The following is a 23,530-nucleotide window of genomic DNA, read 5'->3' on the forward strand; positions in this document are numbered from 1 at the left end:
GGGCGGAGCGGGTCACTCCACCGCCGTCCCCACGCCGTTGCGGCGCTGGCGGTTCAGGACCCACTGGGCGACGTGGATGCGGGAGGGCACGTCGAGGCGGCGCATCACCTGGCGGACGTGATTGACCACGGTCCACTCCGACAGCCGTAGCTGCTGCGATATCTGACGGTTCGTCAGGCCCTGGCTGACCAGCATGGCCACCTCGTACTGGCGCGCCGTGAGCTGCACCGGCCGGGACACCGCCGAGACCGGCTCGGGCGCCGGCGGGCCGACGGACAGCGCCTCGCCCGCCGCCGCGTCGGCGGACAGCACCCGGCCCTCGCGCCGGGCCGCCTCGTACTCCGGGCCGGACAGCAGCCGGCGGACCTCGCGCAGCGCGACCGCCGCGTCCCCGGGGACCAGCAGCGGATGGGCGCCGGTGGCCTCCCGCAGGGCGGCCGCGGCGGCCAGCAGCCGGGCCACCCGGTGCCCCTGGTGCGGCAGCCGCCGCCACACGTGCAGCGCGTGCCCCTCCAGGACGGTGGGCAGCATGGTGTGCTCCCCGACCGCCCGCAGCCGGTGCAGGCTCTCCCACAGCAGCCGCTCCGCGAGCGCCTGGTCGCCGCGCGAGTCGGCCAGCGCGCCGCGCAGGGCCAGCACCAGCCCCTCGCCGCGGACGTCCCGGACCCGCATGAACAGGCCGTTCGCCGCCTCCATCAGATCGGCGGCGAGCTTGGCGTCGATGAGCCGGCTGCCGGTGGCCAGCGCCAGCGCGGCGTACGCCGCCTCCACGGTCGCCCGCTCGTCGACCGCCGCGTGCAGCAGACGCACCGCGGCCTTGCGGACCGCCGAGGGGCCCGCCGGCTGCTGGCTGACCGCGAGCCGGGCCAGCGCGGCCCGCTCGTGCACGGCGTCGCCCGCGTCGTGGAAGCCGCGGGCCGCGTGCCGGAAGCAGTCCGCCGCGAGCCGCGGATCGCCCCGGACCACCGCGAACTGGCCGCGCGCCGCCTCGGCCCGCGCGGCCGACGCCTGATCACCCGGGGCGGCCAGGAACGCGTTCGACGCCTTGGCCAGCCACTGCTCGCCGAGGGCGAGATGGCCGCGCACCATCCAGAAGCGGTGCAGGGCGAGGGCGGCGCGCGCCGCGTCCGTGCGGCGCCCGCTCGCCTCCAGATGGGTCAGCGCGGCCAGCAGGTCCTCGTGCAGCGGGGCCAGCCGCTGGAACCACTGGGCCTGCTGCGGTCCGGTCAGCCGCTCCTCGGCCCGCAGGGCCAGGGCGAGGAAGTGCTCCGCGTGCCGGCGCCGGGCCTCGGGGAGCGCGCCGGTCGCCGTCAGCCGCTCCAGACAGAACTCGCGGACCGTGTTGAACAGCGTGAACCGCGGCTCCCCGCCGCCCGGGGTCACCCGCAGCAGATGGCGGCCCACCAGCGCCTCCACCACCTGTTCCGTGCGATGGGTGGGCAGCTCCCAGAACTCCTCGACGGTGGTGAGGTTCATGCTGCCGGTGAAGACCGCGAGCCGGGTGAGCAGGGCGCGCTGCTCCTCGTCGAGCAGCCGGAAGCTGTGCTCGGTGATCGAGCGGACGCTGCGGTGCCGGGGCGAGCGGGCGGCGTGGTCGCCGCCGAGCACCGGGCGGCCCTCGCGCAGCCGGGTGAGCAGACTGTCCACCCGGAACAGCCGCAGCTTCTCGGCGACCAGCTCGATCGCCAGCGGCAGACCGTCCATCCGGGTGCAGATCTCGGCCACCGCCTGCGCGTTCTGCGCGGTCAGCGCGAACGACGGGTCGATCGCCCGGGCCCGGTCCACGAACAGCTCCACCGCGGCGTTGTCCTGGAGTTCGAGGACGTCCTGCCGGTACGGCGGGTTCGGTGTCGGCAGCGGCGGCACGGGGAAGAGCCGCTCCCCGTACAGGCCCAGCGGGCGCCGGCCGGCGGTGAGGACGCGCAGCCGCGGGAAGCGGCCGAGCAGGGTGTCGACGGCGTTGGCGGTGGCGTCTGCCGCCTGCTCGAAGCCGTCGAGGACCAGCAGGCTCGGCTCGTCGGGCAGCCGCGGCGCCAGCGTGTCGGCGAGACCGTCGCCGCCGTCGGTGTCGTGCAGGTCGAGATAGGCGACCCGGGCGATCGGCACGTCGCCCACGGCCGCGCAGGCCAGCCGGCTCTTGCCGACGCCGCCGGGGCCGGTCAGCGTGATCAGCCGGTGCTCCTCCCGGCCGAGCTGGGCGGAGAGGGTGAGGATCTCGAGGTCGCGGCCCACCAGCGTGGTGCGGTGGCCCGGGGCGCGCGACGGCGAGTCGATGATGAGTTGCGGGCACAGCCTGCCGGAGCCGAGCGCCCCGGCCGTCACTGGGATTTCCCTGGCGCGTACGTTTTGCTTCGGGCTGATTGAATTCTGGTACTCGGCACGATATCCCCCGTCCGTTACCTTGCGTGAACCGCAAGGCAAAGCATACGGCCATGGTTCGCGGGGCAGTTAACGGCCGAATTGTTTGGCTTATTCGTGACGCACGGGTTCCTTGGTCGAATTCGCTTTTTGCTTTGTCTCCCGCAGGACCGCCCGGCAGACCATCCCGAAAACAAGTCCCCAGAAGGCCGCCCCGAGTCCCAGCAGGGTGACGCCGGAGGCGGTGGTGAGAAACGCGACGAGCGCGGCGGTCCGGTCGCGTGCCTCGGTGAACGCCCCCGACAGACTGCCGCCGAGCGCACCGAGGAGGGCCACGCCCGCGGCCGACGCGATCAGGGCCGGCGGCAGCGCCGCGAACAGCCCCGCGACCGTCGTACCGAACAGTCCCACCGCGATGTACAGCGCCCCACAGCTCAATCCGGCCACATAGCGGCGGTCGCGGTCCTCGTGGGCGTCGGGACCCGCGCAGATCGCCGCGGTGATCGCCCCGAGATTGAGCGCGTGCGCCCCGAACGGCGCGAGGACGGCGGACGCCACGCCGGTGTCGCGCACCAGCGGACCCGGGCGCACCGTGTAGCCCGCCTCCCGCAGCGCCCCCACACCGGGCGCGTTCTGCGCGGACATGGTGACCAGGAACAGCGGCAGCGTCAGGCTGACCAGCGCCTGGCCGGGCCAGGCGGGCGCGGTGAACACCGGCTCGGCCAGGGACAGCCGTACGCCGCCCAGGGACAGCGTGCCGGTGCCGGCGGCCACCGCGACGGCCGCGGCGAGCGGCGCCGCGATCGCGTACCGGGGCGCCACCCGCTGGAGGACCACGTACCCGCCGAGCATCACCCCGGCCACGGCGGGCGCCTCCTCCAGTGCTTGGAGCGCCTCCAGGCCGAACCGCAGCAGGATCCCGGCCAGCACGGCGGAGACGACGGCGGCCGGTATCCGCCGCATCAGCGCCTCGAACCAGCCCGTCACCCCCACCAGCACGGTGAGCGCGGCCGCCGCCAGATACGCCCCGACCGCCGTGGCGTACGGCATCCCGTGCAACTGGGTGACCAGCAGCGCCGCCCCCGGCGTCGACCAGGCCGCCACGACCGGCACCCGGTAGCGCAGGCTCAGCACCAGGCCGGTCACCCCGCTGCCCACCGCGATCGCCCAGATCCACGACGACAGCCGCGCCTCGTCCAGGGAGCCGGCGTGCGCGGCCTGCACCACGACGGTCAGTGGGCCCGCGAAGGACACCACCACCGCGACGGCCCCCGCGACGACCGCCGACAGGGACGCGTCCCGCCACACCCGCCGGGCCCGGCCGCCGAGGGCCTCCGCCATCAGAGGATCTCGACGTTGGCGGCGGGTCGCAGCCGCCGCCGGCAGTCCAGCACGTGCCGCGCCCCGCGCAGCACCACGTCGTAGTCGAAGTCGTCGTGGTCGGTGAGCAGCACCACCGCGTCCGCGGCGGTCACCTCCTCCTCCGTCAGCTCCACCCGGCGCACCCGTGCGTCCAGCGGAGCGGTCTCCCGGACGTGCGGGTCCACCGCGTGCACCTGGGCGCCGGTGCGCAGCAGCAGCTCCGCGACCCGGAGCGCGGGCGACTCCCGGGCGTCCCCGCTGTTGCGCTTGTACGCCAGGCCCAGCAGCAGCACCCGCGAGCCGTTCGCCGGCCGCTGGAGCTGGTTGAGCGCCTCGACGAGCCGCTGCACCACGTAGTGAGGCATCTGGCTGTTGACGTCGTTGGCGAGGTCGACGAACCGGAACCGGCGGCCCAACTGGCGCTCCACCCGCCAGGACAGATAGCGCGGGTCGACCGGCAGGCAGTGGCCGCCCACCCCGGGCCCCGGGGTGAAGGGCATGAAACCGAACGGCTTGGAGGAGGCCGCGTCGATCGCCTCCCAGGCGTCCACGCCGAGTTCGCGCGCGATCACCGCCATCTCGTTGACCAGCGCGATGTTGACGTGCCGGTAGGTGTTCTCCAGGAGTTTCGCCAGCTCCGCGGTCTTGGGGTCGCGCACCGGCACGGTCCGCTCCACCACCGTCCCGTAGAACTCCGCCACCTGCCGCAGCGACGCGGCGTCCACCCCGGAGACGATCTTCGGGGTGGTCTCCAGGGTCCAGCGCTGGTTGCCGGGGTCGATGCGCTCGGGGCTGTAGCCGAGATGGAAGTCCGCGCCGGGCCGCAGCCCGCTCTCCTTCTCCAGCAGCGCCCCGAACACGTCCTCGGTGGTGCCCGGATAGGTGGTGGACTCCAGGACGACCAGCGCGCCCGGCCGCAGATGCCCGGCCAGCGTCAGCGCCGCCTCCTCGATGCAGGTCAGATCCGGTACGTCGTCGAGCAGCGGCGTGGGTACGGTGACCACCGCCACGTCGAAGCCGGCGAGCGCGCCCGCGTCGGTCGTGGGGCGGTAGGCGCCCGACTCCAGCGCCTTGGCGAGCCGCCCCTCGTCCACGTCCTCCACATAGGAGTCACCGGCCCGCAGCCGGGAGATCCGGGCGGCGTCCACGTCGTAGCCCACGACCGTGTGGCCCGCCTCCACCGCCCGTACGGCCAGCGGCAGGCCCACGTACCCCTGGCCGACCACCGCCACCCGGCGGCCGGTGGGCCGCGGGGCGCCGCCGTTCATCGATTGGGACATGGTGTGCCCTTTCAGCCGTTGTGCACGAGAAGCAGGTTCGCCGCGACCAGGAGGACGACGCCCCAGCGGTGGATGGTGACGCCTTGCCTGCGGGCCGACAGCACCTCACCCGCGACGAGCCCGGCGTGCGCCTGCCGGGCGCGCATCCCGACGACGGGCAGCAGGAACGCGCAGAACCACCACGGCACCGCCCCGGCCGCCGCCGCGAGGACGATCGCACCGGTCTCGGCAAGCGACAGCGCGGCGATGAAACCCCGGTAGACGCCGGGGGACACGCCGGTGGCCAGGTTGCGGCGGCCGGCCGCCCGGTCGCCGTCCACGTCGTTGATGTTGGAGTAGACCGACACCATCAGGCTCCACAGCCCGAACAGGAAGCACTCCAGCCAGGCCGCCCCGGTCATCTCCCCGTTCAGCAGGGCGAAGGGGACCAGCACGCACAGGCCGGTGCTCAGCCAGATGACCGCCTCCTGCCCGCCCCGGTAGCTGAGCTTGAGGCCGTAGGAGTACTGCACGCTGATGACCACCGAGAAGGCCGCCGCCGCCAGCGCCCACCAGGGCCGGTGCGGGGCGATCAGCGCGGTCAGCGCCCACAGCGCGGTGCCCCCGGCGGCACAGCCCCAGCCGAAGCGCAGCGCCTGCCGCAGGGTGAGCCGGCCGTCGAGCAGCGGCTTGCGGTCCCGGGCCCGCAGCGTCTGGCCCGGGTCGTAGTTGCGGGCGTCGCTGCCGTCCCGCAGCCCGGTGACGTCGTCCAGCGCGACCGTGGCCGCCACGATCCCCACCCAGCCGAGGTCGAACAGCACCAGCACCCACCAGGTGGACGCCTCCCGCCAGGCGGCGGCCGGCAGCAGCGCCAGGACCACCAGGACGCACAGGTAGTAGTCGAAGAAGGACAGCTTCGCCAGCTTCGCGTACGCGCCCGCCCGCTCCCGCACCCCGGAGCGCGGCGGCGCCGAGGCCGTCGCCGTCATCGGCCCGGCCCCGCCTCGCCGGGGCGCCGGCCCACCGTGCTGATCAGCACCTGGCTCAGCCAGTGGTGCGCCGGATCGGCCATCTCGGCCAGCGCCGCGTCGATCCGGGCGTCGTCCAGCAGCCCGGCGGCCACGATCCGCGGCCGCATGAACTCCAGCCACAGCATGTAGTGCCGGGCCTGGTCGGAGCCGCCGCGCACCATCACCGCCCGGCCCTCCGCCGTCGCCTCCAGGCCCGCCTCCAGCACCAGCCGGAGATCGACGTGCCCGCCGCGCGGATCGTGGCCCGACTCGCGCATCAGCCCGTAGCCGGCCGCGCGCACGTCCTGGAGGAAGTCCTCCGACAGGAAGGAGCGGAACAGCGTGGAGGAGTCGGTGTCCTCCAGGAACAGCACCCCGCCGGGCCGCAGCGCGCGCACCATCCGGGCCACCGCGGCCGCCCGGTCGGGCAGATGCTGGAGCACCATCCGCGAGTGCACGAGGTCGAAGGCCGCCTCCGGCAGCTCCTCCTCCCGCAGATCGTGCCGGACCACGTCCACCTGCTCCAGCCCGGCGAGCGCGCCGAGCCGGTCGGTCTGGAGATCGGTGGCCAGCACCCGGCCCGTGGGGCCCACCCGGTCGGCGAGCCAGCGCGCCACGGAACCCGAACCGGCCCCGATCTCCAGGCAGTTCCAGCCCGGACCCACCCCCAGCGCGGCCAGCCGCTCCAGGGTGCCGGGATCCCAGATCGCCTCGTTGGTGCGCAGCCGCTCGGTCTCCTTCTCCCAGACCGGGTCGAAGACGTAGGTCTGCGTCCGCCGGGCGGGCGTCTGCGGTACGGGATGCTGCTGTGCGGGCGCGCTCGTCATGACGGACTCCCTGGACTGCTCTCGGTGACGGTCTCCCCGGACGGCTCCCGCCCGGTCATGCGTAGAACTCGCAGACCGTGTCGGCGATGAACTCCACCTCGGCGTCGCTCAGATGGGGCCAGATCGGGATGGCCAGGTTGCGCGCGGAGGCCCGCTCCGCGTTCGGCCAGACGCCCTCCGGGTCGGCCCACGGCGCGAACGCCGGCTGCCGGGGGAGCGGCACGGGGTAGTAGATGTGACTGCCTATCTGATGTTCCGTCAGATAGGCGCGGAGGTCCTCGCGACGGTCCACCAGCAGCGAATACACGTAGTAGCAGCGGCCGTTGCGCCCGGCCGGCGGGGCGAGCACCCCGCGCTCGCGCAGCGGCTCGAAACGCTCGGTGTAGTAGTCGGCGATCCGCGCCCGGCGCTCCAGCCGGTCCGGGAAGCCGCCCAGCCGGTGGAGCTGGAAGGCGGCGAGCACCTCGTCGAACCGGTTGTTCAGACCGATCCGGTGGTGCAGGAAACGGTGCACACCGTCCTGCCCGTGATTGCGCAGCATCCGCGCGGCACGCGCCAGTTCGGGGTCGTCGGTGAGGACCACCCCGCCCTCGCCCGCCGTGCCGAACGCCTTGACCTGGAAGAAGGAGAAGACCCCGACGTCACCCCAGCGCCCTGCGGGCCGCCCGTCCAGGACCGCGCCCTGCGCCACCGCCGCGTCCTCGATCAGCGCCACCCCGTGCTCACGGGCGATCGCCCCGAGCCGCTCCATGTCCGCCATGATCGAGAAGACATGGGCGGGCAGCAGCGCCTTGGTGCGCTCGGTGATCAGCGACTTCGTCGCGTCGGGGTCCAGCACCATGGTCCATGGGTCGACATCGGCGAACACCGGTGTGGCGCCCGCGTTCGCCACCGCGCTGGCCACCGGCTGGCAGCAGAACGCCGGCACGATCACCTCGTCGCCCGGCCCGATGTCCAGCGCCCGCACCGACAGCTCCAGCGCCCCGGTGCCGCTGGCACACGCGACGACATGAGCGGCGCCGGTCTCCTCGCGCAGCGCCTCCTCCAGCTCGGCGGTGCGCTCCCCGAGGATGAACCGCTGACCCGGGCCCGTGCCCAGCTCGCGCACCGCCGACAGCAGCGCCTCGCGGTCCTCCTCGAACAGGTCGGGGGGAAAGAACGGCAGAGTCCTCATGATGCGGCCCCCGTGTAGAAGCGGCGGACGGCCTCGCACACCCGCTGGACGTCGTCGAGGCCGAGGTCGGGGTGGAAGGGAAGCGCGACGGTGCGCTCACAGGCGGCCTCCGCGTGCGGGAAGTCGCCCCGCCGGTGGCCGAGTTCGGCGAAGCACGGCTGGAGGTGCAGGGGCGTCGGGTAGTACACCTCGGTGCCCACGCCCGCACGGGTGAGGTGCTCCACCAGCGCGTCCCGCCGCTCCACCTCGATCACGTACACGTAGAACACCGGATCGGCCGGCACGTCCCGCACCTTCACCGTGGGCAGCCGCAGCACCCCCGGCACCTCGCTCAGCAGCTCGGTGTACGCCGCCGCCAGCTCCGCGCGCCGGGCGATCGCCGCGTCCAGCCGGGGCAGTTTGCCCAGCAGCACGGACGCCTGGATGTCGTCCATCTTGCTGTTGGTGCCGGACGCCCCGGACAGATTGGAGATACCGGCGATGTGGTCCACCGTGCGGCCCATCCGGCCGTGGTGGCGCAGGATCGCCACCCGCTCCGCGATCTCCGGGTCGTCCGTCAGCACGGCACCCGCGTCGCCCAGCGCGCCCAGCGTCTTGGTGGGGAAGAACGACAGCACGCCGCCGTCGCCCAGCAGCCCGGCGTGGACACCGCCGCGGCGCATCCCGATCGCCTCCGCGCTGTCCTCCACCACCTTCAGACCGTGCCGTTCGGCCAGGGCGCCGATCGCCCCCATGTCGGCCAACTGCCAGAACAGATGCACCGGCATGACCGCCCGGGTGCGCGGAGTGACGGCCGCCTCGGCGGACGCCGGGTCCAGCGCGTAGGTCTCCGGGTCGATGTCGGCGAAGACCGGGGTGGCCCGGGCCAGCGCCACCGAAGACGCCGACGCGACGAAGCTGAAGGCCGGCACGATCACCTCGTCGCCGGGGCCGGCACCGACGGCCCGCAGCAGCAGCACGAGCGCGTCCGTCCCGCTGTTCACCGCCACCACGTGCCGGGCGCCGGTGTACGCGGCGAGCGCCTTTTCCAGTTCGGCCACCTGCCGGCCGTGCGAATACTTTCCACGGTCGAACATCTCGTTCAGATGGCGTTCGATGTCCGGCCAGCAGTCGTCGAACGTACCGGCCTGGGTGAAGAACGGAACCGGGTGTCCGGATTCCGTCCCGGTGCTGCTTTCGGTGCTCCGGGTGGGGGAGATCACGCGGTAATCCTCCGTGTACCGGGCGGAGTTATGGATGTGCGAAGCTAAGCCGCTCGCTTTCCCGGCGGCAATGGCAAACCCTTGTCAGCACCGGCCCCACGGACCCGGCAAGTATCAGTCATACGACCCCGAAGACGCCGCGAACAGGCAGGTCACAGACGTCACATGACAGCAGGCCGGCAGCCGCGGCGACCGCGTCCGGCGCCCGGCGCTTGACACACCGACCCGCCCCACCGCAGTTTTCTCGGAGCGCCGTCGCGTCGCCGCACCACCTGTGACTGTGTCCGTCAGTGGGTGACAGAGGATGTGCTCTCCTTGAAATCGCTGGACAATTCCGAACGTCTGGAAGACGAAACGCCAACTCCCGGGAAAACCGTGGTTCTTGCCGAACCCCGCAGTTTCTGCGCGGGAGTGCAGCGCGCCATCGACATCGTCGAGGCCGCTCTGGAACGCTTCGGCCCTCCCGTCTATGTGCGCAAGCAGATCGTCCACAACGAACACGTGGTGCGCGACCTCGAGAACCGCGGCGCGCGGTTCGTGGACTCCGAGGACGAGGTGCCGGTCGGCGCGGTCTGCGTCTTCTCCGCGCACGGAGTCTCGCCCGCCGTCCGCCGCGGCGCCGCCGACCGAGAACTCCAGGTCATCGACGCCACCTGCCCCCTCGTCTCCAAGGTGCACCAGGAGTCCCGCCGGTTCGCCGAGGACCGCCGCACCATCCTCCTCATCGGCCACGCCGAGCACGAGGAGGTCGAGGGCACCTACGGCGAGGCACCCGAACGCACCCTGATCGTCGGCACCGTGGACGAGGTGCACGCCCTCGACCTGCCCAGGGACGCGCCCGTCGCCTACCTCACCCAGACCACCCTCGCCCTGGACGAGACCAGGGAGATCATCGAGGCGATGGAGGAGCGGTTCGACGATCTGCGCGGCCCCGGCAGCGACGACATCTGCTACGCCAGCCAGAACCGCCAGAACGCGGTCAAGGCCGTCGCCGCCCGCACCGGACTGGTCCTCGTCGTCGGCTCCACCAACTCCAGCAACTCCGTCCGCATGGTGGAGGTCGCCCGCGACGCCGGCACCCCGGCCCATCTCGTCCCCAGCCCGGACGACCTGGACGAGAGCTGGCTCGACGGAGTGGACTCGGTCGGCGTCAGCGCCGGCGCCAGCGCCCCCGGCAGCCTGGTCTCGGGCCTGCTGCGCCGCCTCGCCGCCCTCGGCTACGCCACCGTCGAGATCGAACGGACCGCCACCGAGGACATCGTGTTCGGGCTGCCTTCCCAACTGAAAGGCACGGCATGAGCGACGACGACGTCCTCACCCGGTCCCTGGACGCCGTCCAGCGGCGCATCCACTCCGTCCTCACCGAGGAGAACACCCGCTGGAGCGCCGTCGACCCGCGCTGCGCCGCGTTCGTCGACACCGTCACCGCCATCACCACCGCCAAGGGCAAGCTGCTGCGCCCCCGCTTCTGCCTCCTCGGCCACCTCGCCGCCGGCGGCGACCCCGACGACCCGCGCGCCGTCGACGCGGCCGCCGCCCTCGAACTCCTGCACAGCTTCGCCCTGTTGCGCGACGACGTCCTCGACGACTCACCGCTGCGCCGGGGCGCCGTCACCGCCCACGAACGGCACGCCAAGGACCACCGGGCCCGGCTGCTGCGCGGCGAACCCCGCCGCTACGGCGAGGGCGTCGCCAACCTCGCCGCCGACCTCGCGCACGTCTACGCCGACCGGCTCACCCGCGAGCTGCCCGCCACCGCCCGCGCCGTCTGGGACGAGACCCGCGTCGAGGTCACCGTCGGCCAGTACCTCGACATCGCCGTGGCCGCCGAGGGCGTCGCCGACCCCGAACTCTCCCGCTGGATCGCCGTCTGCAAGTCCGGCCGCTACACCATCCACCGCCCCCTCCAGCTCGGCGCCGCCCTCGCCGGACGGCCCGACCTCGCCGACGCCTTCGAGGGGTACGGCCTGCCGCTGGGCGAGGCGTTCCAGTTGCGCGACGACCTCATCGACGCCTTCGGCGACTCCGAGGACACCGGCAAGCCCGCCGGCCTGGACTTCGACCGCTTCAAGATGAGCTATCTGCTCACCCTCGCCGTCCGCCGCGACGAACGGATCAGGGACCTCGCCGCCGCGCCCGCCGGACCCGACGGCGCCGCCCGGATGCGCGAGCTGCTCGTCACCACCGGCGTCGCCGACGAGGTCGAACAGCGCATCGCGCACCTCGTCGGCCAGGCCCGCCGAGCCGTCGCCGACGCGCCCCTGGACCCCCGCTGGCGCACCGAGCTGACGGACCTCACCGCACGCGTGGCCTACCGGGACCGCTGAGAGGAGCCGTACCCCGCATGGAACGGACACTGATCATCGGGCTCGGACGTGCGGGCCTCGGACTGCACGGGGCGGTCCTGCGCCGGCTGCGCGCGGTCGGCCGGCACCCCGACCTCTTCGACCCGGCCCCCGTGCTCACCTTCGACCCGCTCGCCCCCGAGGCACCCGCGCGCGCCGACGACCTGCGCCCCGTGACCTCGATCGCCGAGGCCCGCACCCTGCTGGACCCCGAGCGGACCGTCGTCCACCTGTGCACCCCGCCCGTCGCCCGGCTCGGCCTGCTGCGCGAACTGGCCGCCGCCGGATTCCGCCGGATCATCGTGGAGAAGCCCCTCGCGGTCGAACGCCGGGACGTGCACGAGATCGTCGCCCTGGCCCGCGCCGAGCGGCTGCGCCTGGCGATCGTCGCCCCCTGGCTGGCCAGTTCGCTCACCGCCCGCCTGGACCGGCTCGTCGTGGACGGCGACCTCGGCGAGCTGCGCTCCATCGACATCACCCAGAGCAAGCCCCGGATGAGCCGCACCCTGGCCGACGGCGGCCATCCCACCGCGTTCGACGTCGAACCCCCGCACTCCCTCGGGGTCTGCCTGCGGCTCGCCGGGGACGCCGTCCTCACCGGCGCCGAACTGGCCGACATGCGCGTCGGCGACACCGTCGTCCCCGGCATGGGCCGTGCCGCGCTGGTCCTGCGCCACCGCGAGGCCACCAGCCGGATCGTCTCCGACCTCACCGCCCCGGTCCGCGAGCGCCGCATCCAACTGGAGTTCACCGACGGCCGCGCGGTCGCCCACTACCCCGGCGCCGAGGACGACCACTACGCGCAACTGCGCTTCAGCCGCACCGGCCGCCCCGAGACCTGGGAGGTGTTCCCCGACGACGCGCTGTCCGCGTACTTCGTGGACACCTACCGGGCGCTGCGCGACGGCACCGCCCTGGAACCCCAACTCCGCCTGGCCACCCGGGTGGTGGAGCTGCTCGCCGACGCCAAGGAGGCGGCCCGGCCGCCTGGGACGGCGACCGCGGGGCATCCGGTACGGCGGGTGAGCCATGCGAGCTGACACCGCCTCCGACTCCGCCTCCGCCCCCCACCCCGCCCCGCCCCCCGGCATCCGTTTCGCCGGTATCGGTGACGAGGCGGCTCCCGGGCTCGCCGGGCAGATCCGCGCCCATCGTCTGCTGGGCTGGTCCGCGATCGAGCTGCGCGACATCGACGGCACCGCCCTCGCCGACCTGGACGACGCCGCCTTCGACCGGCTCGCCGAGGCCCTGCGCGAGGCGCGGCTCGACGTCGTGTGCGTGGACTCCCGGATCGCCAACTGGGCCCGTCCGATCACCGGCGACTTCGAGCTGGACCGCGGTGAACTGGCGCGTCTGGCCCCCCGGTGCGCCGCGCTCGGTACCCGGTACCTCCGCGTGATGTCCTACCCCAACGACCCCGGCACCCCGCTGGACGAACCGGAGTGGGCCCGTCGCACCGTCGACCGGATGCGGCGCCTGGCCCGGCAGGCCGAGGACGCCGGACTGATCCTGCTGCACGAGAACTGCGCGGGCTGGGCCGGTGCCGACGCGGCCCGCGCGCTGCGCCTGCTCGCCGAGGTCGACAGCCCGGCGCTGCGGCTGGTCTTCGACACCGGCAACGGCGTGGCCTACGGCTACGAGGCGTACGACCTGCTCACCGAACTCGTCGACCGGGTCGACCACGTGCAGATCAAGGACGCCCGCGCCGAGGACGGCGAACCCGTCTACACCCTGCCGGGCGAGGGGAGTTGCCGGGTCGCGGACTGTCTGCGGCTGCTGCTCGACCACGGGTACACCGGCGTCTGGTCCATCGAACCGCACCGGGCGGTCCGCCCCCATGAGGGCCGCACCGACGTCGGCGCGGACGGTGTCGCCGAGTTCGTCCGCTACGGACGCGCCCTGGAGACGCTCGCCGCCGGACTCACCCGGGAGGCGGCCCGATGACCGCCGTCCGACTGAGCGCCGTCGAACGGGAGTTGCTGCTGAGCCTGCTGGAACTGCCCACCGCCGGGCCCCTGGAGGACGACGGGGAACCCCGGCTGTGGGAGGCCCAGCGGGCCTACGCGGACGCCGCGCGCCGCCTCGGCTTCGACGTCGTGCACCACGCGGCGCCCGACCCCAGCGAGCTGACGGACGATCAGGTGCCGCTGGCTGTGCGCCGGGCCGTCGCGGACGACCCCGGCTTCCTCGCCGTACAGCCCTCCCTGGTGCTGGCCCTCGGTCCCGAACTGCCGCACGCGGACACCGTGATGTTCAACGTGCACCTCGACACCGTCGCGGGCCGCGAACCGGTCGGGTTCGACGGGGAGCGGTTCACCGGGCGTGGCGCGATCGACGCCAAGGGCCCCGCCGTCGCCCTGCTCGCCGGGGTGCGCGCCGCCCTCGACGCCGCACCGGGGCTCGCCGCCGGCACCCGGGTGCTGATCCAGGCCGTGTCCGGTGAAGAGGGCGGCGCCATGGGCGTGTTCGGCACCCGACCGCTGATCCGGCGCGGCTTCCACGGCCGGCTCAACCTGTTCTGCGAGCCCACCGGGATGCGGCTGCTGCCGCGCTCCACCGCCGCGATGACCGCCTGTGTCCGGGTCGACGGCGACGACGCCATCGACGACCGGCCCGCCGCCGGGCACAACGCCACCGTCCTGCTCGGCCACCTCGCCCAGCGGCTCGCCGTCCGGCTCCCCGAGCGGGCGGCCGGCGGCCAGGTCTGTGTCGCGGGACTGCACACCGGCCACCTCCACAACCGGGTCTACGGCACCGGCCGCCTCCTGCTCAACTGCTCCTACCCCGACTCCGCCACCGGACGGGCCCTCGCCGGCCACCTGGAGCGCGAAGTCGCGGACGGGATAGCGGAGTTCAGCCGCGCCCACGGCACCCACCGCGACCTGGCGCGCACCGCCGCGGACGCCGCCGCGATCACCCGCGTCGAGTGGCACAAGCGCGGTCTGCCCGCGCTCGAGCCCGCCGACGACCCCTGGGCCGCCGGCCTGCTGGAGCACGGCGCCGGGCTGACCGTGTGGCCGGCCGACGAACCGGCCTTCACCTGCGACGCGTTGTGGGCGGCCGGACTGCCCGGCGCGTACACCGCCGTCCTAGGCCCCGGCGACCTCGGCCGCAACCACGCCCACGCGGCGGGGGAGTTCGCCGACCTGTCCGACCTCGAAGCCTTCGCCGGGGCGGTGAGCGGGATCCTCGTCCGCTTCGCCGCCCGGCACCACGCCGCCACGGGAGGAACACGACAGTGACCCAGTCGACCGACGCCCCGCCGCACGACGGGGTGAGCGTCGCCCACGACGCCCTCGTGGCCTTCACCGCCGAGGTCTTCGCCGACCGCGGGGTGCCCGGCCACCGGGCCCGCACGGCCGCCGAGGCGCTGGTCCACGGCGACCTCACCGGGCTCACCTCGCACGGCCTGGCCAATCTGACCCGGCTCTATCTGCCGGCCCTGGACGCCGGCCGGATCGACGCCGGGGCGGAGCCGGAGAAGATCACCGACACCGGTGCCGCCGTCCTCCTCGACGGCCGCCGCTCCCTCGGCCTGTGGGCGGCGACCGAGGCGCTGGAGCTGGCCGCCGACCGCGCCGAGGAGACCGGGATCGCCCTGGTGACCATGCGCGACGCCACCCACTTCGGCTGCGCCGGCCATCACACCGCGCGCATCGCCCGGCGCGGCATGGTCGCCGTCCTCGCCTCCAACTGCGGCCGGCAGCGCATCGCCCGCCCGCCGGGCGGCCGTGCCGCGATGCTCGGCACCAACCCGTTCAGCGTCGCCGCCCCCGCGGGCGACCGGCCGCCGTACGTGCTGGACATGAGCACCACCGTGGTGCCGACCGGCAAGGTGCGTGCCGCCGCCCGCGCCGGCGAACCGATCCCGCCCGGCTGGCTGGAGGACGCCGACGGCCGCCCGGTCACCGACCCCCACGCCCTGGACACCGGCGAGGGCTTCCTGCGCTGGCTCGGCGGCGACCCCGCCACCGGCGCCTACAAGGGCTACGGGCTCGGCCTGATGGTCGAGGTGCTGGCCGCGCTGGTGCCCGGCGCCGGCCTCGGCCCCGCCCCCGAGGCCCTCACCGGCGACGGACGGCCCTCCGGACGCGACGACGACATCGGCCTGACCGCCCTCGTCCTGGCCCCCGGCGCGCTGCGCTCCGGACCGGACTTCCTCGCCGACGCCGGCGGACTCTTCGGCGCGCTCCTGGACTGCCCGCCCCTCGACCCGGCCCGCCCGGTGGACTACCCGGGCCGCCCCGAGGAACTGACCGCCGAGCAGCGCCGCGCCCACGGCGTCCCGCTGTCCGCCGACGCCCACGCCGAACTCACCGCCCTGGCCGCCGAACGCGGCCTGGCCTTCCCCGAGGCGGTCGCCCGATGACCCGCCCCGACGGGCGGCCGACCCGGATCGGCCTCATCGGCCTCGGCGTCATCTCCAAGTTCTACGTCGCGGCCTTCGACCGGCTGCCCGGCGTGGACCTCACCGCCGTCTGCGATCTGCGGCCCGCCGCGCTGGAGCCGTTCCGCACTACCGCCGAGACGTACACCGCCCACACGGACCTGCTGGCCGACGCCGCCGTGGACGCCGTCGTCGTCAACGTCCCCAACGACGCGCACGCCACGGTGTGCGCCGACGCCCTCGCCGCGGGCGTCGCGGTCTGCGTCGAGAAGCCCCTCGCCACCCGTGTCGAGGACGGCCGCGCCCTGGCCGCGCTCGCCCGCGACAAGGACGTCACCCTCTTCACCTCCTTCCACCGCCGCTACAACTCCGCCGTCCTGCGCCTGCTCCAGGAGGTCACGGCGGCCGACGCCCCCGTGCGCGCGCTCACCGTGCGCTACCTGGAACGCATCGAGGACCACGCGGGCAGCGACCGCTGGTACCTCGACGCCGACCGCTGCGGCGGCGGCTGCGTGGCCGACAACGGCCCCAACGCCTTCGACCTGGTACGGCTGTTCCTCGGCGACGTCGACCTCACGGGCGCCGAGGTCGTCCGCGACGCCCAGGGCACCGACCGCCGCGCCGACATCGCCCTGCGCGCCCCCTCCGGCGCCGGCGCCCGCGTCGAACTCGACTGGTCCTACGACGGCGAGGTCAAGGACGTCACCGTCGAACTCACCGACGGCACCCGGCTGTCCGCGGACATGCTCGCCGGGCACCCCGAGTTCAAGGGCTCCCTCTGGCACGAGTACGTCGGCGTCCTCGGCGACTTCGACACCCGGCTGCGCGCCGGCCGGGACACCGCCGACGGCGGACTGGCCGCCCTCGAACTCGTCGACGCCGTCTACCGCGCGGAAGGAGCCCTGCGGTGAACCCCCGTGAGGACGGCGCCAAACGCGCCGTGCACGCCACCGTCGTCAAGGTGCTCACCCACCGCCGCGAGGACCGCGGCATGCGCCTGGAGGAGTTCACCAGCCGCTGCGTCCGCGCCGGCGAGGTGCACGAACTCGTCACCACCGACCAGGCCGGCAGCCCGCCCGGCGCCCGCATCGACCGGGTCGGCTTCCTCGGCTTCGCCGAGATCCAGGGCGCGGGCGTCCTCGACCGGGGCGACGAGGTGTGGGTCGACGGCCGGCTCGCCGGCACCGTCCTCGGCTTCGACGCCTGCCACTTCCCCAACCACTACAACGTGCTGATCGCCGTCGACGCCCTGGTGACGGGCCCCGACCTGGACCTGCGCCCGGAGACCCCGGTGTCCTTCCGCCAGGTCACGGCCGGGGCGCGCGAGCAGCGGCCCGTGGGAACGAGGAGCTGACCGTGGACGGGAACGAGGAGCCGACCTTGGAACTGCTGGAACGCATCAAGTCCCCGGCCGACCTGCGCGGCCTCGACCCCCTGGACCTCGACCGGCTCGCCGACGAGATCAGGGCCCTGCTCATCGAACGCGTCACCCGCAACGGCGGCCATCTCGGCCCCAACCTGGGCGTCGTGGAGCTGACGATCGCCCTGCACCGTGTCTTCGACTCGCCCCGCGACAGCCTGGTCTGGGACACCGGCCACCAGGCGTACGTGCACAAGCTCCTCACCGGCCGGGCCGCCGACTTCGCCACCCTGCGCACCCGCGGCGGCATGTCCGGCTATCCCAGCCGCGCCGAGTCCGAACACGACCTGGTGGAGAACTCGCACGCCTCCACCGCCCTGTCCTACGCCGACGGCCTCGCGCACGCCCGCCAGACCCGCGGCGACCCGGGCCATGTGGTCGCCGTCATCGGCGACGGCGCGCTCACCGGCGGCATGTCCTGGGAGGCCGTCAACAACATCGCCGCCGCGCCCGGCCGCCCGCTGGTCGTCGTCATCAACGACAACGCCCGCTCCTACGCCCCCACCGTCGGCGGTCTTGCCCAGCACCTCGCCGCGCTGCGCACCTCGCGCGGCTACGAGGAGTTCCTGGAGCGCGCCAAGTACACCCTCCAGGGCGTGCCCGCCGTCGGCGGCACCGTCTACCGTGCCCTGCACGGCGCGAAGAAAGGGCTCAAGGACTTCCTCACCCCGCAGGCGCTGTACGAGGACCTCGGCCTGAAGTACCTCGGGCCCGTCGACGGCCACGACCGCGAGGCCGTCGAGGCGGCCCTGCGCCGGGCCCGCGCCTTCGGCGGCTCGGTGGTGGTGCACTGCATCACGGAGAAGGGCCGCGGCTACGCGCCCGCCGAGGAGGACACCCGGGACCGCTTCCACGCCGTGCGCGCCGCCCCCGTACCCGGCCGGACCGCGGGATCCTCCGGACCCACCTGGACGGCGGCCTTCGGCGAGGAACTCCTCGCCCAGGCCGAGCGGCGCCCCGACGTCGTCGCGCTGACCGCCGCCATGCTGGAGCCCGCCGGTCTGCTGCCCCTGCAACGCGCCCTGCCCGCCCGGGTGGTGGACGTCGGCATCGCCGAACAGCACGCGGTGACCTGCGCCGCCGGGATGGCCATGGGCGGACTGCACCCGGTGGTGTGCGTCTACGCGACCTTCCTCAACCGGGCGTTCGACCAGGTCATCATGGACGTGGCCCTGCACCGGCTGCCGGTCACCTTCGTCCTCGACCGGGCCGGGATCACCGGCGACGACGGCGCCTCCCACAACGGGGTCTGGGACCTCGCCGCCCTCCAGGCCGTCCCCGGCCTGCGGATCGCCGCCCCCCGCGACCGGACCACCCTGCGCCGTCAGCTCGACGAGGCGCTCGGCACCGAGGACGCCCCCACCCTGCTGCGCTACCCCAAGGGCACACTGCCGCCCGACCTGCCCGCGCTCGACCGGATCACGGGGCCGGACGGCACCACCGCCGTCGACGTGCTGGCCCGCACCGGTGACGACGCCCTGCTCGTCGCCGTCGGCGCGCTCGGCGGCGCCTGTCTGGCGGCCGCCCAGGACCTCGCCGAACTGGGCATCGGCTGCACGGTCGTCGACCCCGGCTGGGTCAAACCCGTGCCCCGCGCGCTGGTGGAACTCGCCGGCCGGTTCGACGTCGTGGTCACCGCCGAGGACGGCCTGCGCACCGGCGGCGTCGGCGAGAGCCTCGCGGCCGCCCTGCGCGACGCCCGCACCGTCCCGCGCGAACTGCGCACCCTCGGCGTGCCCACCGGCTTCCTGGAGCACGCCCCGCGTGCCGAACTCCTCGACGAGTGCGGCCTGTCGGGCGCCCGTATCGCCGAACAGGTCCGCCGCGCGGTCACCGACGCCGCCGGACACCCGCCACTGAAGGGAGCGGTGTGATGACCACCTCCGTCGCGCTCGGCATGCCCGCCGTGCCCGCCCGGCTCGCCCCCCGCCGCCCGTCCCGGCAGATCCGGGTCGGCTCCGTCGCGGTCGGCGGCGACGCCCCGGTCTCCGTGCAGTCCATGACCACCACCCTCACCGCCGACGTGGACGCCACCCTCCAGCAGATCGCCGAACTCACCGCCTCCGGCTGCCAGATCGTCCGCGTCGCCTGCCCCTCCCAGGACGACGCCGAGGCCCTCCCGGCGATCGCCCGCAAGTCGAAGATCCCGGTGATCGCCGACATCCACTTCCAGCCCAAGTACGTCTTCGCCGCGATCGACGCCGGCTGCGCGGCCGTCCGCGTCAACCCCGGCAACATCAAACGCTTCGACGACAAGGTCAAGGAGATCGCCAAGGCCGCCGCCGACGCGGGCATCCCCATCCGGATCGGCGTCAACGCCGGCTCCCTCGACCAGCGGCTGCTGAAGAAGTACGGCAAGGCCACCCCCGAGGCGCTGGTGGAGTCCGCCCTGTGGGAGTGCTCGCTGTTCGAGGAGCACGGCTTCCGCGACATCAAGATCTCCGTCAAGCACAACGACCCCGTCGTCATGGTCGACGCCTACCGCCAGCTCGCCGCTCAGTGCGACTACCCCCTCCACCTCGGCGTCACCGAGGCCGGACCCGCCTTCCAGGGCACCATCAAGTCCGCCGTCGCCTTCGGCGCGCTGCTCTCCGAGGGCATCGGCGACACCATCCGGGTCTCGCTGAGCGCACCGCCCGCCGAGGAGGTCAAGGTCGGCATCCAGATCCTGGAGTCCCTCAACCTGCGCCAGCGCCGTCTGGAGATCGTCTCCTGCCCCTCCTGCGGCCGCGCCCAGGTCGACGTCTACACCCTCGCCGAACGGGTCCTCGCCGGGCTCGACGGCCTGGAGGTCCCGCTGCGCGTCGCCGTCATGGGCTGTGTCGTCAACGGCCCCGGCGAGGCCCGCGAGGCCGACCTCGGCGTCGCCTCCGGCAACGGCAAGGGCCAGATCTTCGTCAAGGGCGAGGTCGTCAAGACCGTTCCCGAGTCCAAGATCGTCGAGACCCTGATCGAGGAGGCCCTGAAGATCGCCGAGCGGATGCGGGCCGACGGCGTCCCCTCGGGGGAACCGGACGTCACCGTCCTCTGACCCCCGGCAGTCAACCCAGCACAGCAGAAGGGCGCACTCCGTATGAGCACCGTCAGCTTCGACGTCACCCCCGCCCACGCCCCCGGCACCACCTGGCGGCTCGGCGCGGAACTCCTCCTCCCGGCCGGTGACCCGCCCGACACGGTGCAGCTCCTGCTGCCGGGGCTCACCTACGACCGCCGCTACTGGACCGCGCCCGGCGCCCTCGACTACACCCGGCACGCCGTCGGCGAGGGCTACGCCGTGCTCGCCCTCGACCGCCCCGGCACCGGCACCAGCGAGCACCCGCCCGCCGACCAGGTCACCGTGGACGCCAACGTCGACGCCGTGCACCAGGTCGTCACCGCCCTGCGCGAGGGCGCCCCCGGCATCCCCGCCTTCCGCCATGTCGTCGCCGTCGGCCACTCCCTCGGCTCCGGCATCGCCCTGATCGAGGCGGCCCGCCACCAGGACCTGGACGCCCTGATCGTCACCGGCCTGCTGCACGCCGTCGGCCCGCTGTACCCGGAGGCGATCCCGGCGCTGTACCCGGCCGCGGCCGACCCGCTCCTCGCGCCCACCGGCCCGCCGGAGAACTACCTCACCACCCTGCCCGGCCGCCGCGCCGCCCTCTACGAGCACCCGCCCGGCGTCGACCCCGGCGTGTCCGCCTGGCACGAGGACACCAAGTCCACCGTCACCGCGGGGGAGGGCTTCACCCTCGACGCCATCTATCAGCCGGAGGCGGCCGCCGGGGTCCGCGCGCCGGTGCTGCTCGTGGTCGGCCGGGAGGACCGGCTCTTCGGCGGCGGCGAGGTCTCCACCGAGGACGCCGCGTCCGTCGTCTCCCACGAGCGCAAGTTCTACACCGGCACCACCGACCTGGAGGCGTACGTCGTCCCCGACGCCGCCCACTCCCTCAACGTCCACCGCACCGCCCCGAGCTGGTACGCGGCCGCCCACGAGTGGCTGGCCCGCCGGGGCCCGGCCGCCGCCCATGAGTGACAGGAAGGGGCAGGACATGACCGACCCCGGTGCCCGCCCGCCGGGCGGCAGCCACGCCGTGGTGCTCGGCGGCAGCCTCGCCGGGCTCTGCGCCGCCGCCGCGCTCGCCCCGCACGTCGACCGCGTCACCCTCGTCGAGCGCGACCGCTACCCCGACGAACCCCGCTGGCGGCGCGGCGTGCCCCAGGCCCGCCACACCCACAACCTGCTCGGCGCCGGACAGCGCTCCCTCGAACTGCTCCTGCCCGGCCTGCTCGGCGATCTGCGCGACCTCGGCATGGTCGAGGTGCGGATGCCGCAGGACATGCTGCTCCTGGTGGCGGGCGGCTGGGTGGACCGCTTCGACAGCCCGCACACCGTCCTGTCCGGCTCCCGCGACCTGCTCGACTGGGCCGTCCGCCGCCGGCTGCGGGAGCTGCCCACGGTGGAGTTCCGCGAGGAGACCGAGGCCGTGGGACTCGTCGCCGGACCCGGCGACTCGGTCCGTGGCGTCCTGCTGCGCGACCGCGACCCCTCGGCCCGCACCGGCTGGGGCGAGCCCTACGAACACGAGGCCGACCTCGTCGTGGACGCCACCGGACGCGGCTCCCGCGCCCCCGCCTGGCTCCAGAGCCTCGGCCACCAGGCGCCCGAGGAGACCGTCGTCGACGCCGGCTGCGCCTACGCCACCTGCGTCTTCGAACCCCCGCCCGGACACACCGCCGACTGGAAGTGCGTCCTGCTCCAGTCCACCCCCGAGGAACCGCGCTCCGGCATCCTCAACCCCATCGAGAACGGCCGCTGGATGGTCTCCGTGGCCGGCCTCGGCGGCGAACGCCCGCCCCTCGACCACGCCGGCTTCGTCGACTTCGCCAAACGCCTGCGCAGCACGGTCCTCCACGACGCGATCCGCGACGCCAAACCCTTGGGCGAGGTGTACGGGTCGGGCCGCACCGAGAACCGGCGGCGCCACTACGAGCGGCTGACGCGCTGGCCCGACCGGTTCCTCGTCCTCGGCGACGCCGTCGGCGCCTTCAACCCCGCCTACGGGCAGGGGATATCCGTCGCCGGCATGAGCGCCCTCGTGCTGCGCCGGGCCCTGGAACGCGCCGGGACCCGCGGCACCGGCCGCGTCCCGGCCGGCCTCACCGGACCGCTCCGCAAGGGCGTGGCCCGCTGCGTGGACGCCGCCTGGATGCTCTCGGGCAACGCCGACCTGGCGTACCCGGGCGCCGCCGACGGCCCCCTGCCGCTGGCCGCCCGGCTCGGCAAGCGCTACACCGACCGGCTCCTGAAGGTGGCGACCACCGACCGGACCGTGGCCACCGCCCTGTTCGACATGACGCATCTGCTGGCCCCGCCCCAGGTCGTGCTGCGGCCCCGGGTGCTGGCCTCGGTACTGCGCGGCCCGCGGACCGCCACACCCGCCTCCGCCATGCCCCCGACCGCCCCGTCCCCCGGCCCGGCCGCGGGGGCCCGCCTCCCCGAGGAACGCCCATGACGACCGAGTCCCAGCGCATGGTGGAGGTCTACCGCAAGCGGGCCAAGCGGTACGACGTCACCTCCAACCGCCTCTACCTCATCGGCCAGCGCACCATGGCCTACAAACACCTGGCGCTGGAGCAGCTCGCCCTGCGCCCCGGCGACACCGTCGTCGACGCCGGCTGCGGCACCGGCCACAACCTGCCGCTGCTCGCCGAGGCGGTGGGACCGACCGGCCGGGTGATCGGCGTCGACCTCACCGACGCCATGCTCGAACAGGCCGAGGACCGGGTACGGCGCGCCGGACTCTCCCAGGTCGAGCTGGTCCAGGCCGATCTGACGACGTACCAGTACCCGGAGGACGTGCGCGGGATCATCGCCTGCTTCTCGCTGACCCTGATCGGCGAGTACGCCAAGATCGTCGAGCGGGGTTACGAGGCGCTGAGCCCCGGCGGCCGCTGGGTGGTGCTGGACTACCGGCTGCCGCGCTGGTGGCCGGACCGGCTGATCCCCGCCCTCGGCCCGATGATCGCCCCGTTCGGCGGCGACACCAGCATGGTCCAGCGGCACCCGTGGGAGCCGGTGGAGGAGGCCGCCGCCCGCCACCGCACCCTGACCCGCTACGGCGGCTGGGTGTACGTGACGGTCGGGGAGAAGGCGGGCGGCGACCGATAGCCGAGGGCGCGTCGGAGCCGGGGCGTCAGCGGAGC

At 74.1% G+C, this 23,530-nt stretch carries 20 protein-coding genes; 13 read left to right on the top strand and 7 right to left on the bottom strand.

Features of this window, described 5'->3' with window-relative positions:
* Positions 1–12 precede the first annotated feature (12 nt).
* From G6W55_RS39370 to G6W55_RS05855, 7 genes are all read right to left on the bottom strand, one after another.
* A complete protein-coding gene (locus G6W55_RS39370; protein WP_175519695.1) occupies positions 13–2,322 on the bottom strand; it encodes a LuxR C-terminal-related transcriptional regulator in 2,310 nt (769 codons plus the stop codon).
* A 147-nt stretch (positions 2,323–2,469) separates the two neighbouring features.
* Complete coding sequence (locus tag G6W55_RS05830; RefSeq protein ID WP_244369505.1) at positions 2,470–3,699, bottom strand: benzoate/H(+) symporter BenE family transporter; 1,230 nt, start codon at positions 3,697–3,699, stop codon at positions 2,470–2,472.
* The gene (locus tag G6W55_RS05835) at positions 3,699–5,000 is read right to left on the bottom strand and encodes a nucleotide sugar dehydrogenase (RefSeq protein ID WP_244369503.1); all 1,302 of its coding nucleotides are present in this window, start codon (positions 4,998–5,000) and stop codon (positions 3,699–3,701) included. Before G6W55_RS05835 ends, G6W55_RS05830 begins: the two co-directional genes overlap by 1 nt.
* Positions 5,001–5,011: 11 nt before the next feature.
* Entirely contained in the window at positions 5,012–5,968 is a 957-nt protein-coding gene (locus G6W55_RS05840; RefSeq protein ID WP_175519696.1) for a UbiA family prenyltransferase, read from the bottom strand.
* On the bottom strand, positions 5,965–6,816 hold the full coding sequence (locus G6W55_RS05845; protein WP_175519697.1) for a class I SAM-dependent methyltransferase: 852 nt from the start codon (positions 6,814–6,816) through the stop codon (positions 5,965–5,967). The genes G6W55_RS05840 and G6W55_RS05845 overlap by 4 nt, the downstream gene beginning before the upstream one ends.
* A 55-nt stretch (positions 6,817–6,871) precedes the next feature.
* A complete protein-coding gene (locus G6W55_RS05850; protein ID WP_175519702.1) occupies positions 6,872–7,990 on the bottom strand; it encodes a DegT/DnrJ/EryC1/StrS aminotransferase family protein in 1,119 nt (372 codons plus the stop codon).
* Entirely contained in the window at positions 7,987–9,192 is a 1,206-nt protein-coding gene (locus tag G6W55_RS05855) for a DegT/DnrJ/EryC1/StrS aminotransferase family protein (RefSeq protein WP_175519703.1), read from the bottom strand. Before G6W55_RS05855 ends, G6W55_RS05850 begins: the two co-directional genes overlap by 4 nt.
* A gap of 375 nt (positions 9,193–9,567) precedes the next feature.
* Here G6W55_RS05855 and ispH point away from each other — a divergent pair, with 375 nt between their 5' ends.
* Genes ispH through G6W55_RS05920 form a run of 13 tightly spaced genes read left to right on the top strand, consistent with a single transcriptional unit; the run spans position 9,568 to position 23,495 of the window.
* On the top strand, positions 9,568–10,491 hold the full coding sequence (ispH, locus tag G6W55_RS05860) for a 4-hydroxy-3-methylbut-2-enyl diphosphate reductase (RefSeq protein WP_175519705.1): 924 nt from the start codon (positions 9,568–9,570) through the stop codon (positions 10,489–10,491).
* Positions 10,488–11,519 (top strand): polyprenyl synthetase family protein, encoded by a 1,032-nt coding sequence (locus tag G6W55_RS05865; RefSeq protein ID WP_175519706.1) that lies wholly within the window; start codon positions 10,488–10,490, stop codon positions 11,517–11,519. The genes ispH and G6W55_RS05865 overlap by 4 nt, the downstream gene beginning before the upstream one ends.
* 17 nt (positions 11,520–11,536) lie before the next feature.
* Positions 11,537–12,577, top strand: a complete 1,041-nt coding sequence (locus G6W55_RS05870) for a Gfo/Idh/MocA family oxidoreductase (protein ID WP_175519708.1) — start codon at positions 11,537–11,539, stop codon at positions 12,575–12,577.
* Entirely contained in the window at positions 12,567–13,481 is a 915-nt protein-coding gene (locus G6W55_RS05875; RefSeq protein WP_175519709.1) for a sugar phosphate isomerase/epimerase, read from the top strand. The genes G6W55_RS05870 and G6W55_RS05875 overlap by 11 nt, the downstream gene beginning before the upstream one ends.
* The gene (locus tag G6W55_RS05880) at positions 13,478–14,779 is read left to right on the top strand and encodes a M20/M25/M40 family metallo-hydrolase (RefSeq protein ID WP_175519711.1); all 1,302 of its coding nucleotides are present in this window, start codon (positions 13,478–13,480) and stop codon (positions 14,777–14,779) included. Before G6W55_RS05875 ends, G6W55_RS05880 begins: the two co-directional genes overlap by 4 nt.
* Entirely contained in the window at positions 14,776–15,906 is a 1,131-nt protein-coding gene (locus G6W55_RS05885) for an Ldh family oxidoreductase (protein ID WP_175519712.1), read from the top strand. The genes G6W55_RS05880 and G6W55_RS05885 overlap by 4 nt, the downstream gene beginning before the upstream one ends.
* Entirely contained in the window at positions 15,903–16,835 is a 933-nt protein-coding gene (locus G6W55_RS05890; protein WP_175519713.1) for a Gfo/Idh/MocA family protein, read from the top strand. Before G6W55_RS05885 ends, G6W55_RS05890 begins: the two co-directional genes overlap by 4 nt.
* Complete coding sequence (locus G6W55_RS05895; protein WP_175519714.1) at positions 16,832–17,278, top strand: DUF6917 domain-containing protein; 447 nt, start codon at positions 16,832–16,834, stop codon at positions 17,276–17,278. The genes G6W55_RS05890 and G6W55_RS05895 overlap by 4 nt, the downstream gene beginning before the upstream one ends.
* 26 nt (positions 17,279–17,304) lie before the next feature.
* Positions 17,305–19,218, top strand: coding sequence for a 1-deoxy-D-xylulose-5-phosphate synthase (gene dxs, locus G6W55_RS05900; protein WP_175519954.1), 1,914 nt, complete (start codon positions 17,305–17,307; stop codon positions 19,216–19,218).
* A complete protein-coding gene (ispG, locus tag G6W55_RS05905) occupies positions 19,218–20,375 on the top strand; it encodes a flavodoxin-dependent (E)-4-hydroxy-3-methylbut-2-enyl-diphosphate synthase (RefSeq protein WP_175519715.1) in 1,158 nt (385 codons plus the stop codon). Before dxs ends, ispG begins: the two co-directional genes overlap by 1 nt.
* Positions 20,376–20,417: 42 nt before the next feature.
* Positions 20,418–21,359 carry an alpha/beta hydrolase gene (locus G6W55_RS05910; protein WP_175519716.1) on the top strand — a complete coding sequence of 314 codons (942 nt, stop codon included), beginning with the start codon at positions 20,418–20,420 and terminating at the stop codon, positions 21,357–21,359.
* Positions 21,360–21,375: 16 nt separating this feature from the next.
* The gene (locus G6W55_RS05915) at positions 21,376–22,839 is read left to right on the top strand and encodes an NAD(P)/FAD-dependent oxidoreductase (protein WP_175519718.1); all 1,464 of its coding nucleotides are present in this window, start codon (positions 21,376–21,378) and stop codon (positions 22,837–22,839) included.
* The gene (locus G6W55_RS05920; RefSeq protein ID WP_051780449.1) at positions 22,836–23,495 is read left to right on the top strand and encodes a class I SAM-dependent methyltransferase; all 660 of its coding nucleotides are present in this window, start codon (positions 22,836–22,838) and stop codon (positions 23,493–23,495) included. The genes G6W55_RS05915 and G6W55_RS05920 overlap by 4 nt, the downstream gene beginning before the upstream one ends.
* The last annotated feature ends 35 nt before the right edge of the window (positions 23,496–23,530 follow it).

This window comes from Streptomyces sp. CAI-85, assembly GCF_013363615.1.
Taxonomy (GTDB): Bacteria; Actinomycetota; Actinomycetes; order Streptomycetales; family Streptomycetaceae; genus Streptomyces; species Streptomyces antibioticus_B.

Coding starts and splice junctions, on each gene's coding strand:
- G6W55_RS05830 (WP_244369505.1), bottom strand. CDS start 3,699: ATGGCGGAGGCCCTCGGCGGCCGGGCCCGGCGGGTGTGGCGGGACGCG.
- G6W55_RS05835 (WP_244369503.1), bottom strand. CDS start 5,000: ATGTCCCAATCGATGAACGGCGGCGCCCCGCGGCCCACCGGCCGCCGG.
- G6W55_RS05840 (WP_175519696.1), bottom strand. CDS start 5,968: ATGACGGCGACGGCCTCGGCGCCGCCGCGCTCCGGGGTGCGGGAGCGG.
- G6W55_RS05845 (WP_175519697.1), bottom strand. CDS start 6,816: ATGACGAGCGCGCCCGCACAGCAGCATCCCGTACCGCAGACGCCCGCC.
- G6W55_RS05850 (WP_175519702.1), bottom strand. CDS start 7,990: ATGAGGACTCTGCCGTTCTTTCCCCCCGACCTGTTCGAGGAGGACCGC.
- G6W55_RS05865 (WP_175519706.1), top strand. CDS start 10,488: ATGAGCGACGACGACGTCCTCACCCGGTCCCTGGACGCCGTCCAGCGG.
- G6W55_RS05870 (WP_175519708.1), top strand. CDS start 11,537: ATGGAACGGACACTGATCATCGGGCTCGGACGTGCGGGCCTCGGACTG.
- G6W55_RS05875 (WP_175519709.1), top strand. CDS start 12,567: ATGCGAGCTGACACCGCCTCCGACTCCGCCTCCGCCCCCCACCCCGCC.
- G6W55_RS05880 (WP_175519711.1), top strand. CDS start 13,478: ATGACCGCCGTCCGACTGAGCGCCGTCGAACGGGAGTTGCTGCTGAGC.
- G6W55_RS05890 (WP_175519713.1), top strand. CDS start 15,903: ATGACCCGCCCCGACGGGCGGCCGACCCGGATCGGCCTCATCGGCCTC.
- ispG (WP_175519715.1), top strand. CDS start 19,218: ATGACCACCTCCGTCGCGCTCGGCATGCCCGCCGTGCCCGCCCGGCTC.
- G6W55_RS05910 (WP_175519716.1), top strand. CDS start 20,418: ATGAGCACCGTCAGCTTCGACGTCACCCCCGCCCACGCCCCCGGCACC.
- G6W55_RS05915 (WP_175519718.1), top strand. CDS start 21,376: ATGACCGACCCCGGTGCCCGCCCGCCGGGCGGCAGCCACGCCGTGGTG.
- G6W55_RS05920 (WP_051780449.1), top strand. CDS start 22,836: ATGACGACCGAGTCCCAGCGCATGGTGGAGGTCTACCGCAAGCGGGCC.